Below are 24,468 nucleotides of genomic sequence, written 5' to 3'. Positions count from 1 at the left end.
GGCTCGGCTCCGACGCCGCCGGACCTGAACGAGCGGTCGGCGCCACGCTCTCGTCAGAAGATCGAGAGCGTGATCGTCGCGCCGCGCGGCGCCGTCTTGCCGTCTCCGCCGCCAGGGTTCTGCGAGTAGACGATGTTCAGCGGCGAGATCCCCTGCGGCTGGACGACGTTCACGACGAATCCGGCGACCTCGAGCTGCGCCTGGGCGTCCTTCACGTTCTTGCCGTAGGTGTTGGGCAGCGGCAGGAGCTCCGGACCCTTCGAGACGTTCACCTTGACCGTGTCTGTGCGGTGTCCGTCGACACCGGCAGCGGGGTCCTGGTCGATGATGATGCCCTTGGGGACGGCGTTGCTGAACACCTCGGTCGGCGCGATCTTCAGCGCGTCGACCTCGACGGTCGCGGTCGCCTGCTCGACCGTCAGACCGACGATCGAGGTGATCTTGATGGCGGCGGGTCCGTCCGAGATCACCAGCGTCACGATGGTGCCCCTGGTGACGCTCGCGGCCGGCTTCGCGTCGGAGCCGTCAGGCAGCTTCGCGCTGACGACCGCTCCCTTGATCACGTCGTCGCTGTTCGCAGGCAGGCCGTAATCGACCCCCAGGCCAGCATTCTTCAGCGCCTTCTCGGCGTCAGCCTGCATCTCGTTGACGACTCCATCGGGGACGACGACGAGATCCGGCCCCTTGGACACCGTGAAGGCCACGGTGCCACCCTTGCGGATGCGACTCGCCTCTCCCGGCTCCGTCGCGAAGACCTCGCCCTTCGGCGCCGCGTCGTCGAACGCCGACGACGGCGATCCGTCCAGCCCGGCGTGGTCAAGGATCTCGAGCGCGTGCTCCTGGTCCTGGCCGACGATCGTGGGCACCGTCGTGAACGCCCCAGGGCCGAACTGCGCGTACCACCAGGCGCCGCCGCCGATCAGAGCGGCGAGTGCCGCGAGCGCGACGATCCACCGCGTTCGGTGGCGTTGTCTCGCCGGCGGGGTTGCGCCCGTCGCGAGCTCCCCTGGGCGCACACCCAGGCCGATCGGCAGGGCGACGGTGGCGCCGCGCGCGTCTGCGGCGTCGAACTTCGTCGTCTCCGCGTGGTCCGGGTCGAGCGCGTCCTCGTCCTCGTCCGCGACGTCTGTCGTCGTCTGGCCGGTGCTCAGGTCGGTCTCGTCGGGATCCGTTGCTGCCGGGAGCACGATCGATGGCGTGACGCCCGCATGACGGTCGAGGGTCTCCTCGTCGAGGGCGAGCCGCGTGCGACGGAGGAGGGCGAGCGCGGCACCCGCGTCGATCGGTCGGTCCTCGGGATCCCGGGCGGCGAGCGACCGCACGAGCTCGTCCACCTCGATGGGCAGCCAGTCGACGAGCTCGGACGGCGCTGGGACGTCATTGTTGACGTGCTGGAACGCAACCTGGATCGGCGTCTCGCCGGTGAACGGCTGGCGCCCGGTGAGCATCTCGAACAGCAGCACGCCGCACGCGTAGACGTCGGTGCGGGCGTCACTGACCCCGCGAGTGACGAGCTCCGGCGCGAGATAGGCGACGGTGCCGAGCACGGTCCCGGTCGTCGTCGAGGTGACCTCCGTGACCGCCCGGGCGAGACCGAAGTCGGCGAGCTTGACGCGACCGTCGGTGGCCAGCAGGACGTTCTCGGGCTTGATGTCGCGGTGCACGAGCTCGCCGCGGTGTGCCGTGGACAGGGCGTCGAGCACGCACTCGCCGATCCGCAGCGCGTCGCCGACCGTCAGAGCGCCTCGCTCGCCGAGGTAGCGGCGCAGGTTCGACCCGTCGATGTACTCCATCGTCAGGTAGCTGGTCTCGCCGTCGACGCCCTGGTCGTACACGGCGACCAGGCCGGGGTGCGTCAGGCGGGCCGCGGTGCGCGCCTCGCGTCGGAAACGTGCGACGAAGTCGGAGCCGGACGCGCCCTCCGCGAGGTGCGCGTGCATGACCTTCAGCGCGACGTCGCGGTCCAGCCGACGGTCCACGGCGAGGTACACGGTCGCCATGCCGCCCCGCGCGATTCGGGACACAACTTCGTACCGGCTGTCGACCAGGCGGCCGACGAGCGGATCGGTGACGGTTGTTCCCACGCGCAGGAGTCTACGGGCGCAGGTGCTTCACTCAGCGGAAGCGGGTCATGTGCGTCTGCACGTTGGCGACGTACCGGCGCGTGTCCGCGAACATGCCGTTGCGCTTCACCGACGACGCGCCCTGGTAGTAGCCCGCGATCGCGGTCGGCAGGTCAGGAGCGTTCCTGACCAGGGTGCGCAGGATGGCGACACCGGCGACGACATTGTCGTCAGGATCGACGAGGTTGAGCGGGCGGCCGACGAGCTGGGACGCCCACTCGCCCGAGGTGGGGATGACCTGCATGGTGCCGATGGCGTTCGCCGGCGAGACCACGGCGTGGTTGAAGCCCGACTCCTGGAACGCCACGGCCTGGGCGAGCGCCGGGTCGACGCCCATCGCTCGCGCGGTCGCGGCGACCTTCGCCTGCATCTGCGCCTTCGTCGGCACGGATGCGCTCTTGAGCGTCGTGAGGTTCGCGTTGGCGGCGGCGACCACGTGGTCCGCGTAGGTGCGCCCAGCGAAGGTGTTGCCGACGGAGGCCGGAGCCGGCGACGTGCTGGCGCCGGGGACGGAGAGCGTCTGGCCGATGCGGATCAGGGCGCGCTGGTCCAGGCCGTTCGCGGCGACGATCGTCGCTACGGAGCTGCCGAACCTCGTGGCGATGGCGGAGACGGTGTCGCCGGACCGCACGACGTAGGCGGTCGTGCTGCGCGCCGCTGCGACGGCTGCCGGTGCCGGGGCTGCCGCCGTTGCCGCGCCCGGGACGGTCAGGGTCTGGCCCACGCGGATCAGTGCGCGAGCGTTCAGGCCGTTGGCCGAGACGATCGCCTGGACCGTGGTCCCGTGCCGGGCGGCGATCCGTCCGACGGTGTCACCGGCGACGACGGTGTACCCGGTGGCGGCGGCGCGGGTCGCCGCCGGGGCAGCGGCCGGAGCGGTCGTGCCGGTCGGGACGGTCAGGACCTGCCCGATCCGGATGCGCGAGACGTCGGCCAGGGCGTTGGCCCGGGCGATGGCGCTCACCGTGGTGCCGCTCCGGACGGCGATGTGGCTGACGGTGTCGCCCGACCGGACCGTGTACTGCTCGTCGGCGTGGGCGACGCCACCCGTCGCCGTGGCTGCGACCGCGGCGAGCGCGAGCGCGCCCGTCCCGGTGGCGGCGCGGCGGAGCCCGACGGAACGGGCTGCGGCGGACTGGGACATGGCGACACCTCGTGTTGCAGAAGTTAACAAAAGTTTCCTGTGTGACAGGAGTGACAAAAAGTGACGGTAGCCCACGGAATCCGACCTGGAAAGCGCGCGGGGGAATTGCCGGGGTGTAATTCCCGGTTGCGTACTCTGGTCGGGTGAACGCATCAGCAGACGTCCTCGACCAGCTCGTAGGTGAGTGGCTCACCGTCCCCGACGTCGCCGACCGGCTCGGCACCGAACCGTCGAAGGTCCGCCGCATCGTCCAGGAGCGCCGTGTCGTCGGCACGCGTCGGGGGGACCCGCGCGTGTTCTCGATCCCGGCGGCGTTCCTCGTTCCTGGTCACCTGGCGAACCCCGCGCAGCCCACCGCGCCGGACGAGCACGAGCCGTGGACGGTGCTCGCCTCGCTCCAGGGAACGCTCACCGTGCTCTCCGACGCCGGCTTCTCCGACGAGGACGCGATCGAGTGGCTGTTCACCGAGCAGGAGGCGCTGCCGGGCACGCCGATCGATGCTCTGCGGGCCGGCCGCAAGACGGAGATCCGTCGGCTCGCCGCTGCCGAGCTCTAGCCCGTCCGTGCGTTCGGGCTGAACCTCGACGTCAGGCGTGCCGGTCCACGGCAGCGTGCGACAGGCCGACGAGCAGCTCGTTCGCCGGTTCCGGCCAGCCGCGGGCGTCGATGAGCGAGAAGGCCCTTGCGGCCAGCTGGTCGATCAGCTCCTCGATGTCGTCCGGTGCGCCCGTCGACTTGATCGCGTCGGCCAGCTCGGTGATGTCCGCGTCGGTCAGTCGCCGGTCGCCCAGCCGGGTGCGCAGGAGCATCACGGTGGTGGCGTCGCCGGCTGAGCGAGCCCGCGCAACGGCGCGTGCCGTGAGCACGGTCCGCTTTCCTTCGCGCAGGTCGTCGCCTGCCGGCTTGCCCGTGGTTGCCGGGTCACCGAACACGCCGAGCAGGTCGTCGCGGAGCTGGAAGGCCTCGCCGAGCGGAAGCCCGAGCGCACGACACGCGTCGAGGGACGCTTCGTCGGCGTCGGCGAGCGCTGCCCCGAGCGTGATCGGGTGCTCGACGCTGTAGCGCGCGGCCTTGGCGCGGATCACCTCGCGGGACCGGGCTTCGTCCGCCACGGGGTCGTCGCCCCACGGGAGCGCCTGGGCGAGCACGTCGAGGTACTGCCCGACGGTCACCTCGGTACGCATCAGGTCGAACACGGCCCGGGCCCGCTCCGCGCGCTGGAGCGGCTGGGTAGCGAGTGCGCCCGCGAACTCCTGCTCGCTCGCCACCAGGGTCAGGTCGCCGAGCAGGATGGCCGCCGACATGCCGAACCGTTCGGCGTCGCCGGTCAGGCCGTGCTCGTCGTGCAGCGCCGCGAAGGCCCGGTGTGCCGCGGGGAACCCGCGACGCGTGTCGGAGTCGTCCATGACGTCGTCGTGGAACAGCGCAGCGGCCTGGAAGAGCTCGAGCGCGGCGCCGACCCGGATGACCGCGTCGGCCTCGGGCGTGCCCGGCAGACCGCCGTGCGCGCGCCATGACCAGTAGCAGAAGGCAGCGCGCAGGCGCTTGCCGCCCGAGAGCATCTGCGCGACCGCATCGGCGAGCCGGTCGGCGTCGCCGCTCGCCGCGGCCAGGACAGATCGCAGCTGGCTCACGTGACGCGCGAGGACGGCGTCGATGCGCGAGCGGACGTCCTCGACGTCGACGAGGGCAGGGTGCTGGGGGCTCACGCCGGGCAGCCTACGGTGATGCGGTGCGGACCCGCCCGCCGACGGTCAGCGTGCGCTCGCCGTCCCGGTCGAGGATGCCGACGACCAGGAGCTCTGCACCGTTGTCGCGAGCGAATGTCGCCTGCGCGGCGAGGCCCGGCTCTGCTTCCGGGGGCGTCCCCGCCACGAACCCGGCCGCGACGAGCGGCGCGCTGACGGCCGCGAGCAGCTCGCCGGTCGGTTGCTGTGTCCGGAGGTTCAGGCTGACCTCCGTGAGGTCCGTGCCGTCGACGGGCTCCGCCGACGACACCAGCACCTCGGCGCCGGCCGGCACGGGGAGCAGATCGCTCGGGAACCCGTCGACCACCTCGCCCACAGCGGAGTTCGGGCTGTCGGACCCGGGCAGGAGCGTCTCGGTCGGGGAGGGAGAAGCCGTCACCACGGTGGGTGCCGTCGGGGTCGCTGTGCCCGGACCGCTCGTCGTGCAGCCGGCGGTGCACAGCAGCGCGGCGAGGCCTGCTGCGAGCGCTGCGGCGCCGTGCGCGCGCGGGCGGGACGATCTGAGCATCGGGCCAGGCTAGCCGCCGGTGCTCCACCTGCCGCACCGTTGGGGAGCTCGACGCGACCACAGCCCTCGGCCGTGCACAGGTGCGGGACGACGCCGTTGCGGCGACCTCGCAGCGGGTGGGGTGGACCCATGGAGATCACCACAGTCCGCATGAGCGACATCCGTGAGCTGCTCGCGCTCGTGCCCCATCGACTCGGGTTCAGGCCGCAGGACAGCGCAGTCGCCGTGAGCCTGCGATCCCCGCGGGGCCGCGTCGGCCTCGTGGTACGGGTCGACCTGAGCCACCTCGCCGACACCCAGGAGGGACCTGGCCTCGCCCGTCGACTCGTGGCGTACCTGGGCCGGGACGATGCCTCCCGGTGCGTTCTCGTCCTCTACACGGAGGACGACCCGCGCGACCGCTCCGGGGCCGCCTACCGAGCCGCCGCCCACTTCCGTGACACCGCAGAGCCGGCTCTCGACGACGTCCCGGTGTGGGTCGTGTCGTCGACGGGCTACCTGTCGCTCGGGTGCGAGGACGACTGCTGCCCTCCTGGCGGACGCCCGTTGATCGACCTCGACTCGACCCAGGTCGGCGCCGAGCTCGTGCTGGCCGGATCCGCGGTGGCTGACTCGCGCGCGGACATCGCGCGTATCCGGCCCGCTCCTGCAGAGCGGCGACGCACGGTCGCCCGGGCGCGCCGCCGGTGGGAGCGGCATCGTGAGGATGCGCTGGTCGGGGGTTCGGCGGACATCGCCTCGTGGCGGCTCTCGTCCGTGACCGCCTGGCGGGACGTCGTCGCCCGGGTGTCGGCCGAGGGCGGTCCTGGAACGCGGATGCCATGGGGAAGGCTCGAGGCCGGGCTCGACGACCGCTTGGTGCGCGACGCGATCCTCGTCACGCTCGTCCCGGGCACGGGAGACCTGGCGGAACGCTCGGTGTCCGCCGACCCGGCGGACGACCCCGCCGACGTGGACCGGGCGCTCGGGGCCGCGATGGCGCGGATCATCGACCCCGCGTGCGCCGTCCCGCCTCCGCAGCCGGCCACGTCCGTCCACGAGGCCGCACTCGAGGGGGTCGTGGCGCACGGCCGGGCCGGTGAGCAGGCGCCCGCTCTGACGCTGCTCGCACTGCTGTCGTGGTGGCGCGGTGACGGCGCCCGGGCGCGCGTGCTTCTCGACGGTGCGCTGGACGCCGCCCCGGACTACCGGTTGACGAGGCTCCTCGACGACGCCCTCGATGCGGCCATACCGCCGGGCTGGGTGCGCCGGGCGGTGGACTGACCTGCGCAGGCGTCCTCGAGGGAGATCCGCCGGGACACGGACGGATGCAGTCGTGGTGCGCGCCACCCTCCGGTAGCGTCACGCACAGGCGACGTCGCCGCAGACGGCAGGAGGACCGATGGGAATCGTGGTGGGTTACCTGGCCACCCCGGAGGGTCGGGCGGCTCTCGATGCGGCGGTCGACGAGGCGCATCGCCGCCAGACGCCCGTGGTCGTCGTGGTCAGTGCGCAGCCCGGAGAGCCGGAGGCCGATCGGGCGAACGTGGAGGCCGACCTGGACCAGGTGCGGGTGAAGCTGACGGAGGCCGGTGTCGAGCACGAGGTTCGGCTCCTGGAGAGCGGCGATGTCGCCGACGACCTGATCTCGACCGCCGAGCAGGTCGACGCACACCTCATCGTCCTGGGCCTTCGCCGGCGCAGCCCGGTGGGCAAGCTGATCCTCGGTGCCAACGCGCAGCGGGTCCTGTTCGACGCGGCGTGCCCGGTCCTGACAGTGAAGCCCGGCCCGGCGTGACGGGACCGTCCTGACCGGGAATCTCTCGGTGTTCTCGTTCGTTGTGACCCTGCAACCCCGCGAAATCCGTCGATGACGGCTGTCTCGTCCTGCCCGAGGTAACGGCGAGAGCCTCGCGAGGTCGGTACAATATCTATCTAGACTCCCGGCCCCTCCCGGTGTCGCGTTGCCGAAAGGTCGTTCGTGTCGTCCCAGACCCCGCACCCCGCTCTTCCGCGAGAGTTCGAGCACCCCGCACTTCAGGCGCTCGTGCTTCGCGGCCGCACCCACGGCACGGTCGGTGCCGAGGAGCTGCGCACCGCGTGCGAGCAGGCTGACGTCCAGGACGCGAAGCGCCTGCGCGCCGTCGTCCGCGGTCTCGCAACCGCCGGCATCACCGTCGCCGACCCGACCGCCGCGCCGGCTCGCGTTGCTGCCGCGACGAGCGCCAAGGCGCGTCCGACTGCCAAGGCCGTCGTCGCGCCGCCCGAGGAGGGCGCCGCAGCACCTGCGACCAAGCCCAGGGCGAGCCGCGCGAAGGCTGCTCCGGCCGCGAAGGCAGCGCCCGCCGCCAAGGCGGCACCGGTTGTCGACGGCGACCCGGCCGAGGACGGACCGGTCGACGGCGAGGACATCGACATCGAGGCGATCGAGGTCGTGGACGTCGTCGCCGAGGTGATCGAGGTCGTCGAGGCAGTCGAGGCAGCTGACGACGACGACGAGTCCGAGGACGGCGAGAAGAAGCCCGCCGCCAAGGAGGAGGAGTCCGAGGACAGCGGATTCGTCTACTCCGACGCCGACGACGACGACGCCCCGGCGCAGCAGGTCGTCACCGCCGGCGCGACTGCGGACCCGGTCAAGGACTACCTGAAGCAGATCGGCAAGGTCGCCCTGCTGAACGCCGAGCAGGAGGTCGACCTGGCCAAGCGCATCGAGGCAGGACTCTTCGCCGACGAGCGGCTGAACGCGGGCGTCACCATGGAGCCCAAGATCAAGCGCGAGCTCGAGTGGATCGCCAACGACGGTCGCCGCGCCAAGAACCACCTGCTCGAGGCCAACCTGCGGCTCGTCGTCTCGCTGGCCAAGCGCTACACCGGCCGCGGGATGCTGTTCCTGGACCTGATCCAGGAGGGCAACCTCGGTCTGATCCGTGCGGTCGAGAAGTTCGACTACACCAAGGGCTACAAGTTCTCGACCTACGCCACGTGGTGGATCCGGCAGGCGATCACGCGTGCCATGGCCGACCAGGCGCGCACGATCCGCATCCCGGTGCACATGGTCGAGGTCATCAACAAGCTCGCGCGCGTGCAGCGCCAGATGCTCCAGGACCTGGGCCGTGAGCCCACGCCGGAGGAGCTGGCCAAGGAGCTCGACATGACGCCCGAGAAGGTCGTCGAGGTCCAGAAGTACGGTCGCGAGCCCATCTCGCTGCACACGCCCCTCGGTGAGGACGGCGACAGCGAGTTCGGTGACCTGATCGAGGACTCCGAGGCCGTCGTCCCGGCGGACGCCGTCAGCTTCACGCTCCTTCAGGAGCAGCTGCACCAGGTGCTCGACACGCTCTCCGAGCGCGAGGCCGGCGTGGTGTCGATGCGGTTCGGCCTCACCGACGGTCAGCCCAAGACGCTCGACGAGATCGGGAAGGTCTACGGGGTCACGCGCGAGCGGATCCGGCAGATCGAGTCCAAGACGATGTCGAAGCTTCGCCACCCGTCGCGTTCGCAGGTCCTGCGCGACTACCTGGACTGACGGAGCGGCATACCGCGAACGCACGACGAGGCCCGGACCGGACGGTCCGGGCCTCGTCGTGTGTGGCGCAGAGTTGCGTATCTCCTGTTCATCCCGTGGATACAGAGATGTATACGTACGGAAACACGAGGTCCCTATCGTCCGATCCGAGAGGTGAGCGGCAACGGTGCCGCGATTGCCTTCCGGCTGCGGGTCGGTCGCCATCACTGCGCTAGGGGTCGGACATGAAGCTGCTCCACATCATCGCCTCGCCACGTCACGAAGCGTCGAACACCTTGAAGGCGTCGGAGGCGTTCGTCTCCAGCCTGCGTGAGCAGCATCGCGACCTCACGGTCGACGTCATCGATCTGTACGACCACGATCTGCCCTCGATGGAGGGCGAGAACATCGAGGCGAAGTACGACCTGCTGGTCGGACGTCCGATCGACCCGGACCATGCCGAGGCGTGGGCGCACGTCGAGGCGCTGATCGCGCACTTCACGGCTGCGGACGCGTACCTGATCACCGTTCCGATGTGGAACCTCAGCATCCCGTACGCGCTCAAGTACTACATCGACTGCATCGTGCAGCCGGGCTACACGTTCCGGTACAACTCGATGGGGTACCCCGAGCCGATGGTGCTGGGCAAGAAGATGGTCGTCGCGACGACGCGGGGCAGCGACTACTCGGCCGGCGGGCCGATGCACGCCTTCGACTTCATGGAGCCCTATCTGCGCGCGATCTTCGGGTTCATCGGGGTCACGGACATCGAGTTCGTCTGCGGTCAGCCGATGCACGGGACGCCCGAGCAGCGTGAGTCGGCGCTGGCCGGAGCGATCGTGAAGGCGCGCGAGCTGGGGGCGAGTGCCGACTGGGCAGACGTCACGGCCGACCGTGTCACTGCGACGGCGATCGCCTCGTAGGCGGCATCCAGCTGCAGAAGCTGCGGCGCCGAGCGGAAGACGGACGAGGCCCGGACCTGTGTGGTCCGGGCCTCGTCGCCGTCTCGGTGGTGCCGCGCGCTCAGGTGGCGGCGCCGGCTCCGGCTCCGTGCTCTGCGAGCAGTCGATCGGTCTCGTCCTGCACGTGGGTGGCTAGCGCAGCGAACTTGGGCGCGTGCTCGCGCGCGTGATGCGCGCAGAACAGGAGCTCTCCGACCGGGAGGATGACCCGGACGTAGGCCTGCGCGCCGCAGCGGTCGCAGCGGTCGGCTGCGGTCAGTGGTTGCGTCATGGTCCCCGTCACAGATCAATACAACCATCCCCGCCGCGGTTTGAAGGCACCCAGAGCGGGTGGTTCGCTCACCGCGTAGTCGACTGTGACCGTCCCGAAACAAAACGAGATCTGCTGTAACAAGGGCAGACGGATCGAATGTCGATCGTGTGTCCGCCCAGGGGTGTGCGTGCCGACGCGAGCGGCATGGCAGCCCGGCTGCGTCGGGGTCGGCGGATACGATCGGGCGGTGACGACGACCTCCTCCCAGTCCGGCTACACCGCCCGGCACCTCTCGGTGCTGGAGGGCCTCGAGGCGGTGCGCAAGCGCCCGGGCATGTACATCGGCACCACCGACAGCCGCGGTCTGATGCACTGCCTGTGGGAGATCATCGACAACTCGGTGGACGAGGCGCTGGCCGGCTACGGAGATCGCATCGACATCGTGCTGCATGCCGACGGGTCGGTCGAGGTGCGCGACAACGGTCGTGGCGTGCCCGTGGACGTCGAGCCCAAGACGGGGCTGACCGGCGTCGAGGTGGTCTACACGAAGCTGCACGCGGGCGGGAAGTTCGGCGGCGGCTCGTACGGCGCGTCCGGCGGCCTGCACGGTGTCGGCGCCTCTGTGGTCAACGCCCTGTCCTCGCGGCTCGACGTCGAGGTGGACCGCAACGGCCGGACGCACCGCATGACGTTCCGCCGGGGAGAGCCGGGGACGTTCGACGACCGTGGCGGCATCGGCCCGGACTCGACGTTCGAACCGTTCGTCTCGGGCTCGCAGCTCGAGCTGGGCGGCAAGGTCGCCCGCGCCAGGACCGGGACGCGCGTGCGCTACTGGGCGGACCCGCAGATCTTCCCGAAGACGGCGGTCTTCGCCTACGACGAGCTGGTCACGCGCGCCCGGCAGACGAGCTTCCTGGTGCCGGGTCTGACCTTGATGGTCCGCGACGAGCGCGGGATCGCGGGCACGCCCGGCGCGGACGGGCCGCACGAGGAGACGTTCCTGCACAGCGGTGGAGTCGTGGACTTCGTCGACCACCTGGCGCCGGACCCCGCAGTGACCGAGACGTGGCGCCTGACCGGGTCGGGCACGTTCCACGAGACCGTGCCGGTGCTCGACGAGCGTGGCCACATGACCGCGCAGGAGGTGTCCCGGCTCTGCGAGGTCGACGTGGCGCTGCGCTGGGGGACCGGCTACGACACCGAGGTCCGCAGCTTCGTCAACATCATCTCGACGCCTAAGGGCGGGACGCACATGGCCGGCTTCGAGGCCGGGCTCCTGCGCACGCTGCGCAAGCAGGTCGAGGCGAACGCGCGCCGGCTCAAGATCTCCGCGCGCGACACGTCCGAGCGGATCGACAAGGAGGACGTCCTCGCGGGGATGACCGCCGTCGTCACGGTCCGACTCGCGGAGCCGCAGTTCGAGGGGCAGACCAAGGAGGTGCTGGGCACCGGAGCGGTGCGGGCGATCGTCGCGCGGGTCATGGACACCGAGCTGGCCGCGATCTTCTCCTCGCCCAAGCGCGACCACAAGGCGCAGTCGTCCTTGCTGCTGGACAAGATCGTCGGCGAGATGCGCGCCCGCCTGTCCGCGCGCAAGCAGAAGGAGATCTCGCGCCGCAAGAACGCGCTCGAGACGAGCTCCCTGCCGGCCAAGCTCGCCGACTGCCGGTCCGACGACGTGGGCCGCAGCGAGCTCTTCATCGTCGAGGGGGACAGCGCGCTCGGCACCGCCAAGCTGGCGCGCAGCTCCGACTTCCAGGCGCTGCTGCCCATCCGCGGCAAGATCCTGAACGTCCAGAAGGCCTCGGTCTCGGACATGCTCAAGAACGCCGAGTGTGCGGCGATCATCCAGGTGGTCGGTGCCGGGTCGGGTCGCACGTTCGACCTGGAGGCGGCGCGCTACGGGAAGATCGTGCTGATGACCGACGCCGACGTCGACGGCGCGCACATCCGCACCCTGCTGCTCACGCTGTTGTTCCGGTACATGCGCCCGCTGGTCGAGGACGGGCGCGTGTACGCGGCCGTGCCGCCGCTGCACCGGATCGAGGTGATCGGCGGTGGCGGGCGCAAGAACGAGTACGTGTACACGTACTCGGAGGCCGAGCTGGCGGCGACGTTGAAGAAGCTGGACCGGTCGGGCAAGCGCTACAAGGACGACATCCAGCGGTACAAGGGCCTGGGCGAGATGGACGCCGACCAGCTGGCCGAGACGACGATGGACCCGCGGCACCGCACGCTGCGCAGGGTCACCGTCGAGGGTGCGCAGCGGGCCGAGGAGATCTTCGAGCTGCTCATGGGTTCGGACGTCGCGCCGCGCAAGGACTTCATCGTCGCGGGTGCCGACGGCTTGGACCGCAGCCGCATCGACGCCTGAAATCCGGTTGCCCGACGTGGGCGGGACCGGGATCGTGGCCCGGTGACCTCCACCGATCTGGCGCCCATCGTCGAGCGCGTCGCCGCCCCACGACACCTGCCGAGCATGGACGGGGTCGGTGGCCTGACGTGGCGACCGCTGACCCGTGACGACGTCCCCGAGCTCGCCCGCCTGGTCGCCGCGATCGAGGAGGCCGAGAAGCGGCCGTACCGCACCTCCGAGGAGGAGATCGACGAGGAGTTCGACGGGGACTGGAAGAACCACGACCTCGACACGCTCTGTGGCGTGGACGCCGAGGGCAGGATCCGCGCGTACGCGTCGATCAACCAGCCACCCGGTGACCTGCGCGTGGTGCGTGCATTCCTCGACGGCGGAGTCGACCCGCAGTGGCGCGGCCGGGGGATCGGGCGTCAGGTCCTCGCCTGGTCCGACGGCCGTGGTCGCCAGAAGCTGGCCGAGTCGGGCAAGGAGCTGCCCGCGCGGCTGGCGTCGTTCGTCGACGACGGCGCCGTGGCCACCACCCGGCTCCTGCGTGCGGGCGGCCTCACGCCGGTTCGGTACTACGCCGAGATGAAGCGGCCGCTCGACGTCGAGCTGCCCGGCATCCCGGCGCCCGACGGCCTCACGATCGTGCCGTGGTCGACCGAGCTGGACGAGCAGGTCCGCCTCGCCCACAACGAGGCGTTCGCCGACCACTGGGGCAGCGAACCGCGCACGGCCGCTGAGTGGTCGCAGGGCCGGAGCATGTTCGCACCGGCGTGGAGCCTCGCCGCGATCGAGGACGCCACCGGCGAGGTCGCGGGCTACCTCATGTCGTCCAAGTTCGAGCAGGACTGGGAGCTCAACGGGTACAGCGCGGGGTACACGGACCTGCTCGGCGTGCGGCGCGCCTGGCGGGGCCGACGGCTGGCGGGGGCCTTGCTGAGTGCGGCCATGACGGCCTACCGGGCCGACGGGATCGAGTACGCAGAGCTCGGCGTCGACACCGCGAACCCGTCCGGTGCGCACAAGCTCTACGCCGACCTCGGCTACGTGGTCTACCACAGCTCGACGCTCTACTCGATCGAGCTGTAGGACGTCACCCGCGGGCTCGTCCTGGGGTGCATCCCGGGTCGGTTATCCTCGGGCGCGACGGGACGACGACGTCTCGCACGCACGTCAGCCGGACGACGACGTCCGGCCTCGAGGGAGGTCGTCGTGGGACGCTCGTTGTCCTTTGCCGCGCGCATCTGGGTCGTCGCCTTCGTGGCGGTCGCACTCGTCCAGCTGGCGGCGGAGTGGATCGGTGCGGACACGGCTGCCCGGGTGACGCAGTGGGCGCTCATGCCGCTCTTGGCCGGAGCGCTCATGGCTGCGACCCGGTGGCCGCGCGGGCACCTCGTGACCTGGGTGGTGGTCGCCCTCGGCTTCTCCTGGCTGGGCGACCTCGTGCCGTCCCTCGTCGCCGACGACGCGTCGTTCCTCGTCATGGTCGGCTTCTTCCTCATGGCGCAGATCGCGTTCATCGTTGCGTTCGCGCCTGATGCCCGGCGCTCGGTGCTGCACCGTCGTCCGGTGCTCCTGCTGCCCTACGCGGTCGTCCTGGTGGTCATGGTCGGTGCCTGCGCGCAGGGTGCCGGCACGCTGCTGATCCCCGTGGCGGTGTACGGCGGTTGCCTCGCGGCGATGGCGGTGCTGTCGACCGGGGTCAGCCGGCTCGCGGGGATCGGTGGCGCGATCTTCCTCGTCTCGGACGCACTGATCGCGCTCGGCGAGTTCGTGCCGTCGTGGGACCTGGCGCACCAGGACTTCTGGGTCATGCTCACCTACGTGCTGGCCCAGGCCCTCATCGCTGTCGCCGTCGTGGAACGCAACGCTCGGCAGCGGCGCGCGCCCGAGCCTGCACCGCGACCGGTCGTCGGCCGGCCGGGCGTGCCCGACAACGTCGTCTCGATGGTCCGCGCCGCGCGAGCGCTGAGCCGACAGCGGGTCCCGGCGCGCTGAGACCGGGCTCAGCCGACCGCGTGCACGGGCGCGCTCAGCGCGGTGCCGGACATGTCGCGGCGCGGGTCGAGAGCCGGCAGCTCGATCGGCTGGCCGGCCGAGCCTGTCGCCCAGGCGGGCGCCAGACCGACCCACGCGAGGATCAGGGCGTCCTCGTTCCGCAGGAACCGGTGCGCACGGACGCCGCCCGTCGCGCGTCCCTTCCCGGGGTACGCCTCGAACGGGGTCACCTTGGCGGACCCGGCCTGGGTGCCCGGCAGAGCCCCGGTGGCGCCGGCGACCGTGACGACGACCGCCCTGTCCGCCTGGTCCTCGGGCACCGCAGCGAACGCGACGACCCGCTGCCCGGCGGCGAGCTTGATCCCGGCCATGCCGCCCGCGGCACGCCCCTGCGGCCGGACGGCGGACGCGGCGAAGTGCAGGAGCGAGGCGTCCGACGACACCAGCACGAGCTCATCGGTGTCGGTGACCGCGACCGCGCCGACCACCTCGTCGCCGTCCTTGAGCGCGATCGCCTCCCACGCGTCACGGTTGCCGGGGATGTCGCCCGCCGTCACGCGCTTGACGGTGCCCTGCGTCGTGGCCAGCGCGAGGGTCGGTGCGTCTGCGGCCAGGGACGTGAGGCCGACCACGCGCTCGCGCGGCAGGAGCGTCACCACCTCGCCCAGGGGCACGCCGCCCGACAGGTTGGGGGTGCCGTCCGTCGGCGGCAGCGAGGGCAGGTCGAGGACGGAGACGCGAACGATGCGCCCCTGCGACGTGACGACGCCGATCTCGGCACGGGCGGTCGTCGAGACCGTCCCCGAGACCACGTCGTGCTTGGTGCGCCGGGCGCCCTCGACGCGGGCGGGGAGCTCGTCGGACGCCGTCCGGGCGAGCAGGCCGGTACCGGACAGCAGGACCCAGCAGGCGGTGTCCGCGATCTCGAGCGGTGCGGCGGCACCTCGTGCGGCAGGAGCGCCCGTCACCGACGTGCCACCTGCGGACTCCAGCAGGATCGTGCGACGAGGGGTCCCGTAGGTCGCGGCGACGTCGGCCATCTCCTGTGACACGAGCGCACGCAGGCGGGCCTCGTCGGCCAGGATCTCGCGCAGCTCGGCGATCTCCGTGGCGAGCTGCTCCTGCTCCTTCTCGAGCTCGATCCGGGAGAACCGCGTGAGTCGGCGCAGACGCAGCTCGAGGATGTACTCGGCCTGCGGCTCGGACAGGTCGAACACGGTGCGAAGCCGGGCGCGCGCGGTGTCGGAGTCGTCCGAGGCGCGGATGACCTGGATGACCTCGTCGATGTCCAGGATCGCGATCAGCAGGCCCTCGACCAGGTGCAGGCGTTCGAGCCGCTTGGCCAGGCGGAACTCCGAGCGGCGTCGCACCACGACGAGGCGGTGCTCCACCCAGACGACCAGCAGCTCACGCAGGCCGAGAGTGCGGGGCTGACCCGCCACCAGGGCGACGTTGTTGATGGAGAACGAGTCCTCGAGCGGCGTGAACCGGTAGAGCTGCTCGAGGACGGCCTCAGGCACGAACCCGGTCTTGACCTCGATCACGAGCCGCAGCCCGTGGGTCCGGTCGGTCAGGTCCATGGCGTCCGAGATGCCGGTGAGCTTCTTGGTCTGGACGCCCTCCTTGACCTTCTCGATGACCTTCTCGGGCCCGACGCCGTAGGGCAGCTCCGTGATGACGATGCCCTTGCGCTTGGGCGTCACGTTCTCGATGCGGGCGGTCGCGCGGGTCCGGAACGCGCCGCGGCCCGTGCGGTACGCGTCGCGGACGCCGTCGAGTCCGACGATCTTGCCGCCCGAGGGGAGGTCCGGGCCGGGGACGAACCGCAGGAGGTCCTCCAGCGTCGCGTCCGGGTGCAGCACGAGGTGACGGGTCGCCGCGATGACCTCGATGAGGTTGTGCGGCGCCATGTTGGTCGCCATGCCGACCGCGATGCCTGCTGCGCCGTTGACCAGGAGGTTCGGGATCGCCGCGGGGAGGACCTCGGGCTGCGTGAGCTTGTTGTCGTAGTTCGGGACGAAGTCGACGACGTCCTCGTCGAGGCCCGTAGTCATGGCCAGGGCCGCCGGAGCCATGCGCGCCTCGGTGTACCGGGGAGCGGCGGGGCCGTCGTCGAGCGAGCCGAAGTTGCCGTGGCCGTCGATCAGGGGCAGCCGGAGCGAGAACGGCTGCGCGAGACGCACCATCGCGTCGTAGATGGCCGTGTCGCCGTGCGGGTGGAGCCGGCCCATGACGTCGCCGACCACGCGGGCGGACTTCACGTACGGGCGGTCCGGGCGCAGGCCCATCTCCGACATCTGGAAGAGGATCCGGCGCTGCACCGGCTTGAGGCCGTCCCGGGCGTCGGGCAGGGCACGCGAGTAGATGACGGAGTACGCGTACTCGAGGAACGAGCCTTCCATCTCGGTCGCGACGTCGATGTCGACGATGCGTTCGACGATGTCCTCAGGCGGGACGTCGGGGGTCGCGGGGCGACGCGCCATCGTTGGTGCTCCTCGGGGCAGGACTGCTGTGCGCCGACCATTGTGGACTGTCTGCGCGCAAAACCGGGCTCCGACAGGCCGCGGCGCGCAGGGCACCGCACTAGCCTGACGGACATGGCAGACGTCGCAGGCGACGCCCCCGCATACCCGGCCGGGTGGGAGGCGGACGTCGTGCTGCACGACGGCTCCACCACGAGAGTGCGTCCCATCCTGCCGAGCGACGCGGACGCCCTCCAGGCGTTCCACATGAGCCAGTCGGAGCGCTCGATCTACCTGCGCTTCTTCGCGGCGATGGAGCGCCTGTCGGAGCGCGACCTGCAGCGGTTGGTGAACGTCGACCACCTCGACCGCGTGGCGCTGGTCGCGGTCGCCGAGGTGGACGGGGTCGAGCAGATCATCGGCGTGGCCCGCTACGACCGGATCGGCGACGACGACGCGGAGGTCGCGTTCAACGTCTCGGACGCGCACCAGGGCCGCGGGGTGGGCTCGGTCCTGCTCGAGCACCTCGCCGCCGCCGCGCGGGAACGGGGGGTCGGGCGCTTCGTCGCCGAGGTCCTCCCGCAGAACGGGCGGATGATCTCGGTGTTCCGAGACGCGGGCTACGTGGTGGCGCAGCGCACCGAGGACGGCGTCGTCGCCCTCGCCTTCGACATCGACCCGACGGACCGGTCGCTCGCCGTCATGGCGGACCGCGAGCACCGGGCCGAGGCGCGGTCGGTGCGGCAGCTCCTCGAGGCGCGTTCCGTTGTCGTGGTCGGGCCGGGGGAGGACGACGCGTCCCTCGTCGGTCGGCTCGCCGCGAGCGTGTGGGCGGACCTCGGCGCGGGCGACCAGGACCTGGTCCGGCACGCGGTCGGCGTCCCTGGTGTCGAGTCACCCGCGCTCGTGGACGTCCTCGGACCGGTCGACCTCGCGGTCGTCGCCGTCCCCGCGCAGGACTGCGTCGGCGTCGTGCGCGACCTGGCCCGGCTCGGTGTGCGGGGTGTTGTCCTGCTGACCGCAGGGTTCGCCGAGAACGGGCCCGCGGGCCTCGAGCTGCAGCGCGAGCTGCTGCGGGCGGCGCACGGGGCCGGGATGCGCCTCGTGGGGCCGGCGTCGTTCGGTCTGCTCGCCCACCGCGAGGGTGGACTGCTCAACGCCTCCCTGGCCCGCACACCCCCGCCTCCGGGCCGGATCGGGCTGTTCTGCCAGTCGGCACCCATGGCCGTCGCGCTGCTCGCCGCGGTCGGCCGACGGGGGATGGGGCTCTCGGGCTTCGTCTCGGCCGGCCACCGCGCGGACGTCTCGGGCAACGACCTGATGCAGTTCTGGGCGGACGACGACAGCACGGACGTCGTCGGCCTGTACCTCGAGTCGCTGGGCAACCCGCGCAAGTTCTCCCGCGTCGCACGTCGGCTGGCCCTGCTGAAGCCCGTGGTCGTGGTCACCGCTGGTCGCTCGGGCCAGGTCGTCCCGCCGGGGCACGCGGTCCGTGCGACGCATGCGCCGCCGCGCACGCTCGCGGAGATGCTCCGGCAGTCGGGCGTCGTGCGCGTCGACAACACGCACCAGATGCTCGACGTGGCGCAGGTTCTCGCCCACCAGCCGCTCCCGGCGGGGCGACGGACGGCGATCCTGGCCAGCTCCGCCTCGACGGCCGCGCTGGTCGCCGAGGCCGCGACGGCGGCGGGGCTCGTGGTCTCGGGGCGCGTGGTCCTGCTCGCCGAGGACGCGGACGCGGACGCGGTCCGTGACGCGGTCGCCACGCTGTACTCCGACCCGGAGAGCGATGTCGTGGTGGCCGTCCGGATCCCGACGGTCGGCGGTCCCGATCCGGTTCTGCAGGCCGAGCTCGCGGTGGCCGCGGCGCGCACGGGCCGCACCACCGTGGCGTGCATGGACGAGCTGCACGGTGTGACCCCCGAGCTCACGGCGTCGGACGCCGAGGGGCGGTCGTGGACGGTGCCCGCCTACAGCACACCCGAGGACGGTGCGCTCGCTCTGGGCAGGGCCGCCGGGTACGCACGCTGGCGCTCCGTCGACCGTGGCGTTCCGCTGCACCCGACGGGCGCTGACACGCGTACGGCTCGTCGGCTCGTGGCCGGCTGGCTCGCCGAGCAGGAGGTCGACGTCCTCACGCTGGACCCCGACCGCGTCGCTGAGCTCCTGGCGACCGTGGGCGTCCGGGTGGTGCCGTCGTTCCTGGTGGCCGATGCGGACGAGGCCGTCGCGGCAGCCGAGCGGATCGGCTGGCCGGTCGCCCTCAAGACCACCGTGCAAGCGCTGCGGCACCGGGCCGACCTGGGCGGCGTGCGTCTCGACGTCGCCGACGAGGTCGAGCTGCGCGGCGACGTCGAGCAGGTGCTCGCACTGTCGGGCGACTCCGCGAACGGCGGGTTGCCGCTCGAGGTCCAGGCCATGGCACCCCACGGGTCCGCGTGCGTGGTGCGCTCCGTCGAGGACCCGCTCTTCGGGCCGATCATCAGCTTCGGGCTCGCGGGAGACGCATCCGACCTGCTGGGCGACGTGGCCTACGGCGTGCCGCCCCTGACCGACGTCGACGTCGCGGAGCTCGTGCGGTCGGCGAGGGCGGCCCCACGCCTCTTCGGCTATCGCGGGCTGCCCGCGCTCGACGTGGGTGCCCTCGAAGACCTCATCGCCCGTGTGTCTGTCCTGGCCGACGACCTCCCCGAGCTGAGGTCGCTCGAGCTCAACCCCGTCGTCGTCTCCGAGCGCGGCGCGTCGGTCCTGGGAGCCCGGGCAGCGGTAGCGCACGCCGACCGCGCCGACGCCACCAGAAGGCTGTCGTCCACGTGAGCGGTCCGACCCGTCGCCACGAGTGGGAGGATGTCCGGGTGTCTGCACCTTCCACCGACCTGCGTGTCGACCTCCACCGTGCCGGTTACTACCCGGAGCTCGTCAGCGACGTGCTCGACGTGGCCCTGGCCGACGAGGACGTCGTCGCCCATCTCGTCCACCCCGAGACCACGTTCGACGCCGCCGAGGTGCGTCGCCACGTCACGGTCCTCGTCCTGACGCCCACCCGGCTCGTGGTCGCCCACGTGGACGACCACCCGGCCGACTCGGAGCACCCGTCGGCCAGCGCGTCGGCGACGACCGAGGCCGTTCCCCTCGCCGAGCTGAAGTCCGTCGCCCTGACCCACGTGGTCGGTCAGCCCGACAAGCACAAGGCTGGCAGCGGCGCCTCCGAGCTCACCCTCGTGATCGGCTGGGGCGCGGTCTCCCGCGTAGACCTCGAGCCCGCCACGTGCGGCGACCCGAACTGTGACGCCGACCATGGGCTCACCGGAACGCTGGCCCCGGACGACGTGGTGGTCCGGGTCAGCGCGCTCGCCGAGGGGGCCGACTCGGTCCGCGCAGCGACAGCCTTCGCGCGTCAGCTCTCGGCGGCCAGCGCGCGCGCCCGATGACCGACGTCGAGCGTCTCGAGTCGGTCGTCTCGGCCACGACGTTGGATGCGGAGCTCGAGGCCGCCGAGCTGATCGAGCCGAACTCGTCGTTCCCGTGCCTGGGTCGGGTCCTTCCCGCCGTCGCTGGCTCGCTGGGCCTCGACATCCCCGGCGCGGTCGAGTCGCAGCGGATCCTGGCACTGCCCTCCGCGTCGCGCGTGTGCGTCGTCCTCGTGGACGGGCTCGGGTACGCCAACCTGTCGGAACGCGCTGGGCACGCACCGTTCCTGCGTCGCGAGCTGGGCTCGTCCTCGCCGCTCACGAGCACGTTCCCCTCCACCACCGCGACCGCCATGGGCACCTTCGGGGTCGGGGTGCCGCCAGGGCGCACGGGCATGCTCGGCTACACGGTGCGCGACCCCGCGACCGGCGAGCTCGGCAACCTGGTGAGCTGGACCGGACTGCCCCCCGCGCGCGAGTGGCAGCGAGAGACCACCATGTTCGAGCACATGACCGGTGCCGGGACCGCCGTGACGAGCATCGGACCGTCGCGGTTCGCAGGCTCTGGTCTCACCGAGGCCGCCCTGCGCGGGCCGGTCTACGCGAGCGCGGAGTCGCTCGCGGCCCGCGTCGACGCGACCGTGGCCGCGCTGCGCCGCCCGGGGGTCGCCTACCTGTACTGGGGCGACGTCGACAAGGCCGGACATCATCACGGGTGGGGATCGCTGCAGTGGGGCGACGCTCTCGCCGAGCTCGACGCCGAGCTCGGGCGCCTGGCGCGCAGCCTGCCCAAGGACACGTTGCTGCTGGTCACGGCCGACCACGGCATGGTCGACGTCGACCTGAGCCAGCGCTGGGACGTCGCCACCGAGCCGCTTCTCGGCGCCGGGGTCGAGCTCGCCGCGGGGGAGCCGCGCGCGCTGCACCTGCACCTGACGCGCGGCACCGATCCGCTCGACGTCGTGGCGCGGTGGCGCGAGGTCCTCGGGTCGGCGGCGGTCGTCGCGACACGAGCAGACGCCACCGACCACGGGTGGTTCGGGGAGGTTGCCCCGCACGTCTCGCCGATCATCGGTGACGTCGTCGTCGCGATGACCGGACGGGCGAGCGTCGTGGACTCCGCGACGCAGTCGCCTGCCTCGCTCGATCTCGTCGGCGTGCACGGCTCGCTGACCCGTCACGAGATGCTCGTCCCGTGCATAGTCGTCGCATGAGCGGCCGTCGTCCGAAGGGTGGTGCCTGACCGGTGGCCGAGCTCGTCTTCTTCTCCGGGACGATGGACTGCGGCAAGTCCACCCTGGCGCTCCAGATGCACCACAACCACGTCGCACGCGGGCGTGACGGCGTCCTGTTCACGCGGCAGGACCGCGCAGGGAAGGCGACGATCTCCTCGCGTCTGGGCCTGACGCAGCAGGCCCACGAGGTCGGCGACTCGACCGACTTCTGGGCTGATGTCATCGCGCGCCGCACGCACGGGCACCCGGTCGACTACGTGATCGGCGACGAGGCGCAGTTCTACACCCCGCTGCAGATCGAGCAGCTGGCGCGGGTCGTCGACGAGCTCGCCGTGGACGTCTTCGCGTTCGGGATCTCCACGGACTTCCGCGCACGGTTGTTCCCGGGGGCCGCCCGCCTGGTCGAGCTCGCGGACCGCGTCGAGGTGCTCCAGGTCATGGCGTTGTGCTGGTGCGGCGCGCGGGCGACCCACAACGCCCGGACCGTCGGCGGGACGATGGTCGTCGAGGGCGAGCAGGTGGTCGTCGGAGACGTCGACTCCGGCGCCGACGTGGTCGGCTACGAGGTGCTGTGCCGCCGGCACCACATGCGCCGCATGACGGCGGCTGCGGCGCGCGCCGCCTCGCCGTCGATGCAGACGCTCGACTTCTAGACGGGACCTACTCGGGCTTCGCGCCGAAGACGATCTCGTCCCAGCTCGGGACCTTGGCGCGTCCACGACGTGAGGCCGCCCTCGGGCGTTCCGGGGTGTCGTCGGTGTCCGACGTGTCCGCGGCCAGCGCGACGGGCGTCGGGGACGGCAGCATGACCGGGGCGGGGTAGACCACAGCCTCCTCGGCGGAGTCCGCGTCGAGCGGGTGCGCGCCGGGTGCCTGGACGTCCGGTCGCCCGAAGTCGAAGGCGTGCTGCGGCCCGAAGCCCTCGAACTCCTCGGAGTCGTCGTCCTCCAGCTCGAGCGCCTGACGCACGCCGCGACGCTCGCGCAGGTCGTCGAGCAGCGCCGCCGTCTCGGCCTGCGGGTCGGGCACGGGCTCTGGCTCGGGTGCCTCGACGACACCGACACCGGCCGTGCGGACGGTGGTGCCGTCGGGCTGGAAGTCGAAGACGACGTCACGGACCGCCGCCAGGTGCCGGCGCGAGACGGGCTCGTCGGGGAGCTCGGTCTCGGACAGCCAGCGCGCCTCGTCCTCGTCGGCCACGACCGAGCGCTTCGACGCGTCGAACGTCCAGCGCGCCTCACGTTCGGAGCCGTCGACCGAGAACCGGGCGAGGACGACCCACGGCCCGTCGGTGTCCCGGGCAGAGTCCCAGGCCAGGGACGCGAGGTCGACGCCGCGCGCCGCGAGACGGTCGGTGACGAGGTCGCCTAGTACGGGGGCGCCCGTCTCGCGACCGACGCGGGTGCCACGGGCCTGCTCGGCGATGTGCTCGCGCTCGGCGAGCACGGGCCCCTCGTAGCGGCGGACACGTTCGATCGGCAGGCCGGCGGAGTCCGCGACCTCCTGCGTCGTGGCGCCTGCGCGGATGCGTGCCTGGATCTCCCGGGGGCTCAGGGTGCCCGCGCTCTCGGCGCGCAGCTGCTCGAGCTGCGGCCGGTCGCGACGCACCGCAGCGCGCAGTGGTTCGTCGATGCGCACCCGGTATCGCGTTCCGTCCGGACCCACCAGGACGAGATGCTCCCCGTCCTCGTGCAGACCCACCAGCTCGAGCTCAGCCATACGACCTCCCAGTACCTCGGGACGAGCGTGCCATCGATCGGGCCCGGAGCCGTGGACGCTGGACGGTGTGCCGCGGCCGGCGCTGACAGGATGACCCGGTGAGCGAAACCACCCGTGCCCTCATGCAGGTTGCCGAGACGATCGCCCGGGAGGCTGCCACGCTCGTGCGGGCGGGCCGCGAGGGGGAGATCTCCGTGGCGGCCACCAAGTCGAGCGCGCAGGACGTGGTCACGGCGATGGACCTCGCCTCCGAGGCGCTGCTGCGCCGACGGCTCGCGGTGCTGCGACCCGAGGACGGCATCCTCGGCGAGGAGGACTCGCTGACCTCGAGCAGGTCGGGCACCTGGTGGGTCGTCGACCCCATCGACGGCACGGTGAACTACCTCTACGGGCTTCCCGCCTACGCCGTGTCGGTCGCGGCCGTGACCTCGCCCGACGGCGCCGACCCGGACCCGGCGACGTGGACCGTGCTCGCCGGCTGCGTCGTCGCCCCCGCGGACGGCCGCGTCTTCCTGGCGGGCCTGGGGCAGGGGGCGACCCTCGACGGGCGGCCGCTGCGGGTCAACGAACCGCAGCCGCTGATCGACTGCCTCGTCGGCACAGGCTTCGGCTACGTCGCGTCGCGTCGTCGGTCCCAGGCCCGCGTCGTGGCCGACCTGCTCCCGCAGGTACGTGACATCCGTCGCATCGGTTCGGCGGCTCTGGATCTCTGCACGCTCGCTGCGGGCGGTCTCGACCTGTACTACGAGCGAGGCCTGCAGCCCTGGGACCTGGCGGCCGGGTCGCTCGTCGCCCAGGAGGCTGGTGCTGTGGTCACAGGCCTGCGGGGGCGGCCCGCGGGCGAGGACATGACGGTCGCCGGACCACCCGGACGCGTCGAGGAGCTGGTGTCCTACCTCGAGGCGTCGAACGCTGACCAGGACGGTTGACCAACAGCGGCGACCAGGGGCCGTTCGAGCATGAAGTTCTCCCACTGCTCGCGAATCCCAGCGATCTAGTGCAGAATCCCACCGCGACCGGGAACAAAACGCCAGCACGGCGCATTGATCTCGCGTACGAAGC

20 protein-coding genes are annotated in these 24,468 nt (G+C 71.7%); 13 read left to right on the top strand and 7 right to left on the bottom strand.

Translation table 11 applies throughout. The annotated features are described in order from the left end of the window. Positions 1–53 precede the first annotated feature (53 nt). Entirely contained in the window at positions 54–2,084 is a 2,031-nt protein-coding gene (gene pknB, locus AC1DPN_RS11885; RefSeq protein WP_477084945.1) for a Stk1 family PASTA domain-containing Ser/Thr kinase, read from the bottom strand. A gap of 31 nt (positions 2,085–2,115) precedes the next feature. After that, positions 2,116–3,267, bottom strand: coding sequence for a lytic transglycosylase (locus tag AC1DPN_RS11880; RefSeq protein WP_477084944.1), 1,152 nt, complete (start codon positions 3,265–3,267; stop codon positions 2,116–2,118). Positions 3,268–3,410: 143 nt separating this feature from the next. On the opposite strand from AC1DPN_RS11880, the gene AC1DPN_RS11875 reads away from it, so the two are divergent. Next, a complete protein-coding gene (locus AC1DPN_RS11875) occupies positions 3,411–3,824 on the top strand; it encodes an Rv2175c family DNA-binding protein (protein ID WP_477084943.1) in 414 nt (137 codons plus the stop codon). 31 nt (positions 3,825–3,855) lie between these two features. Here the strand turns inward: AC1DPN_RS11875 and AC1DPN_RS11870 are convergent, their stop codons facing one another. Together AC1DPN_RS11870 and AC1DPN_RS11865 are read right to left on the bottom strand one after the other, a co-directional pair. Further along, complete coding sequence (locus AC1DPN_RS11870) at positions 3,856–4,977, bottom strand: polyprenyl synthetase family protein (protein ID WP_477084942.1); 1,122 nt, start codon at positions 4,975–4,977, stop codon at positions 3,856–3,858. 10 nt (positions 4,978–4,987) lie between these two features. After that, positions 4,988–5,524 (bottom strand): hypothetical protein, encoded by a 537-nt coding sequence (locus AC1DPN_RS11865; RefSeq protein ID WP_477084941.1) that lies wholly within the window; start codon positions 5,522–5,524, stop codon positions 4,988–4,990. Positions 5,525–5,653: 129 nt separating this feature from the next. On the opposite strand from AC1DPN_RS11865, the gene AC1DPN_RS11860 reads away from it, so the two are divergent. The 4 genes from AC1DPN_RS11860 (at position 5,654) to AC1DPN_RS11845 (ending at position 9,931) form a co-directional block, all read left to right on the top strand. Continuing rightward, complete coding sequence (locus AC1DPN_RS11860) at positions 5,654–6,787, top strand: DUF4192 domain-containing protein (protein ID WP_477084940.1); 1,134 nt, start codon at positions 5,654–5,656, stop codon at positions 6,785–6,787. A gap of 118 nt (positions 6,788–6,905) precedes the next feature. Next, positions 6,906–7,301, top strand: coding sequence for a universal stress protein (locus AC1DPN_RS11855; protein ID WP_477084939.1), 396 nt, complete (start codon positions 6,906–6,908; stop codon positions 7,299–7,301). Between the two features lie 183 nt (positions 7,302–7,484). After that, entirely contained in the window at positions 7,485–9,029 is a 1,545-nt protein-coding gene (locus AC1DPN_RS11850) for an RNA polymerase sigma factor (protein ID WP_477084938.1), read from the top strand. 224 nt (positions 9,030–9,253) lie between these two features. Continuing rightward, positions 9,254–9,931, top strand: a complete 678-nt coding sequence (locus AC1DPN_RS11845; RefSeq protein ID WP_477084937.1) for an FMN-dependent NADH-azoreductase — start codon at positions 9,254–9,256, stop codon at positions 9,929–9,931. A 100-nt stretch (positions 9,932–10,031) separates the two neighbouring features. On the opposite strand, the gene AC1DPN_RS11840 is transcribed toward AC1DPN_RS11845, so the two are convergent. Continuing rightward, positions 10,032–10,241, bottom strand: a complete 210-nt coding sequence (locus AC1DPN_RS11840) for a DUF7455 domain-containing protein (RefSeq protein ID WP_477039510.1) — start codon at positions 10,239–10,241, stop codon at positions 10,032–10,034. A gap of 229 nt (positions 10,242–10,470) precedes the next feature. Here AC1DPN_RS11840 and AC1DPN_RS11835 point away from each other — a divergent pair, with 229 nt between their 5' ends. The 3 genes from AC1DPN_RS11835 to AC1DPN_RS11825 all read left to right on the top strand — a co-directional run bounded on the left by AC1DPN_RS11835 (position 10,471) and on the right by AC1DPN_RS11825 (position 14,580). Beyond that, positions 10,471–12,597 (top strand): DNA gyrase/topoisomerase IV subunit B, encoded by a 2,127-nt coding sequence (locus tag AC1DPN_RS11835; RefSeq protein WP_477084936.1) that lies wholly within the window; start codon positions 10,471–10,473, stop codon positions 12,595–12,597. Positions 12,598–12,639: 42 nt separating this feature from the next. Next, positions 12,640–13,671, top strand: a complete 1,032-nt coding sequence (locus tag AC1DPN_RS11830; RefSeq protein ID WP_477084935.1) for a GNAT family N-acetyltransferase — start codon at positions 12,640–12,642, stop codon at positions 13,669–13,671. Positions 13,672–13,794: 123 nt separating this feature from the next. Beyond that, the gene (locus AC1DPN_RS11825) at positions 13,795–14,580 is read left to right on the top strand and encodes a lysoplasmalogenase (protein WP_477084934.1); all 786 of its coding nucleotides are present in this window, start codon (positions 13,795–13,797) and stop codon (positions 14,578–14,580) included. Between the two features lie 8 nt (positions 14,581–14,588). Here AC1DPN_RS11825 and AC1DPN_RS11820 read toward each other — a convergent pair whose 3' ends face one another. Further along, positions 14,589–17,063, bottom strand: a complete 2,475-nt coding sequence (locus AC1DPN_RS11820) for a DNA gyrase/topoisomerase IV subunit A (RefSeq protein ID WP_477084933.1) — start codon at positions 17,061–17,063, stop codon at positions 14,589–14,591. 114 nt (positions 17,064–17,177) lie between these two features. Between AC1DPN_RS11820 and AC1DPN_RS11815 the strand changes: the two genes are divergently transcribed. Genes AC1DPN_RS11815 through AC1DPN_RS11800 form a run of 4 tightly spaced genes read left to right on the top strand, consistent with a single transcriptional unit; the run spans position 17,178 to position 22,340 of the window. Continuing rightward, positions 17,178–19,859, top strand: a complete 2,682-nt coding sequence (locus tag AC1DPN_RS11815) for a bifunctional acetate--CoA ligase family protein/GNAT family N-acetyltransferase (protein WP_477084932.1) — start codon at positions 17,178–17,180, stop codon at positions 19,857–19,859. A gap of 38 nt (positions 19,860–19,897) precedes the next feature. Further along, the gene (locus tag AC1DPN_RS11810) at positions 19,898–20,473 is read left to right on the top strand and encodes a DUF5998 family protein (RefSeq protein WP_477084931.1); all 576 of its coding nucleotides are present in this window, start codon (positions 19,898–19,900) and stop codon (positions 20,471–20,473) included. After that, positions 20,470–21,666, top strand: coding sequence for an alkaline phosphatase family protein (locus AC1DPN_RS11805; protein WP_477084930.1), 1,197 nt, complete (start codon positions 20,470–20,472; stop codon positions 21,664–21,666). The genes AC1DPN_RS11810 and AC1DPN_RS11805 overlap by 4 nt, the downstream gene beginning before the upstream one ends. A 32-nt stretch (positions 21,667–21,698) precedes the next feature. Beyond that, on the top strand, positions 21,699–22,340 hold the full coding sequence (locus AC1DPN_RS11800) for a thymidine kinase (RefSeq protein ID WP_477084929.1): 642 nt from the start codon (positions 21,699–21,701) through the stop codon (positions 22,338–22,340). A gap of 7 nt (positions 22,341–22,347) precedes the next feature. On the opposite strand, the gene sepH is transcribed toward AC1DPN_RS11800, so the two are convergent. Continuing rightward, the gene (gene sepH / locus AC1DPN_RS11795) at positions 22,348–23,406 is read right to left on the bottom strand and encodes a septation protein SepH (protein WP_477084928.1); all 1,059 of its coding nucleotides are present in this window, start codon (positions 23,404–23,406) and stop codon (positions 22,348–22,350) included. Positions 23,407–23,528: 122 nt separating this feature from the next. Between sepH and AC1DPN_RS11790 the strand changes: the two genes are divergently transcribed. Beyond that, positions 23,529–24,335 (top strand): inositol monophosphatase family protein, encoded by an 807-nt coding sequence (locus AC1DPN_RS11790; protein ID WP_477085205.1) that lies wholly within the window; start codon positions 23,529–23,531, stop codon positions 24,333–24,335. The last annotated feature ends 133 nt before the right edge of the window (positions 24,336–24,468 follow it).

The sequence above is a fragment of the Cellulomonas sp. P4_H4 genome, assembly GCF_056400865.1.
This window is presented reverse-complemented; position numbering and strand designations above follow the sequence as displayed.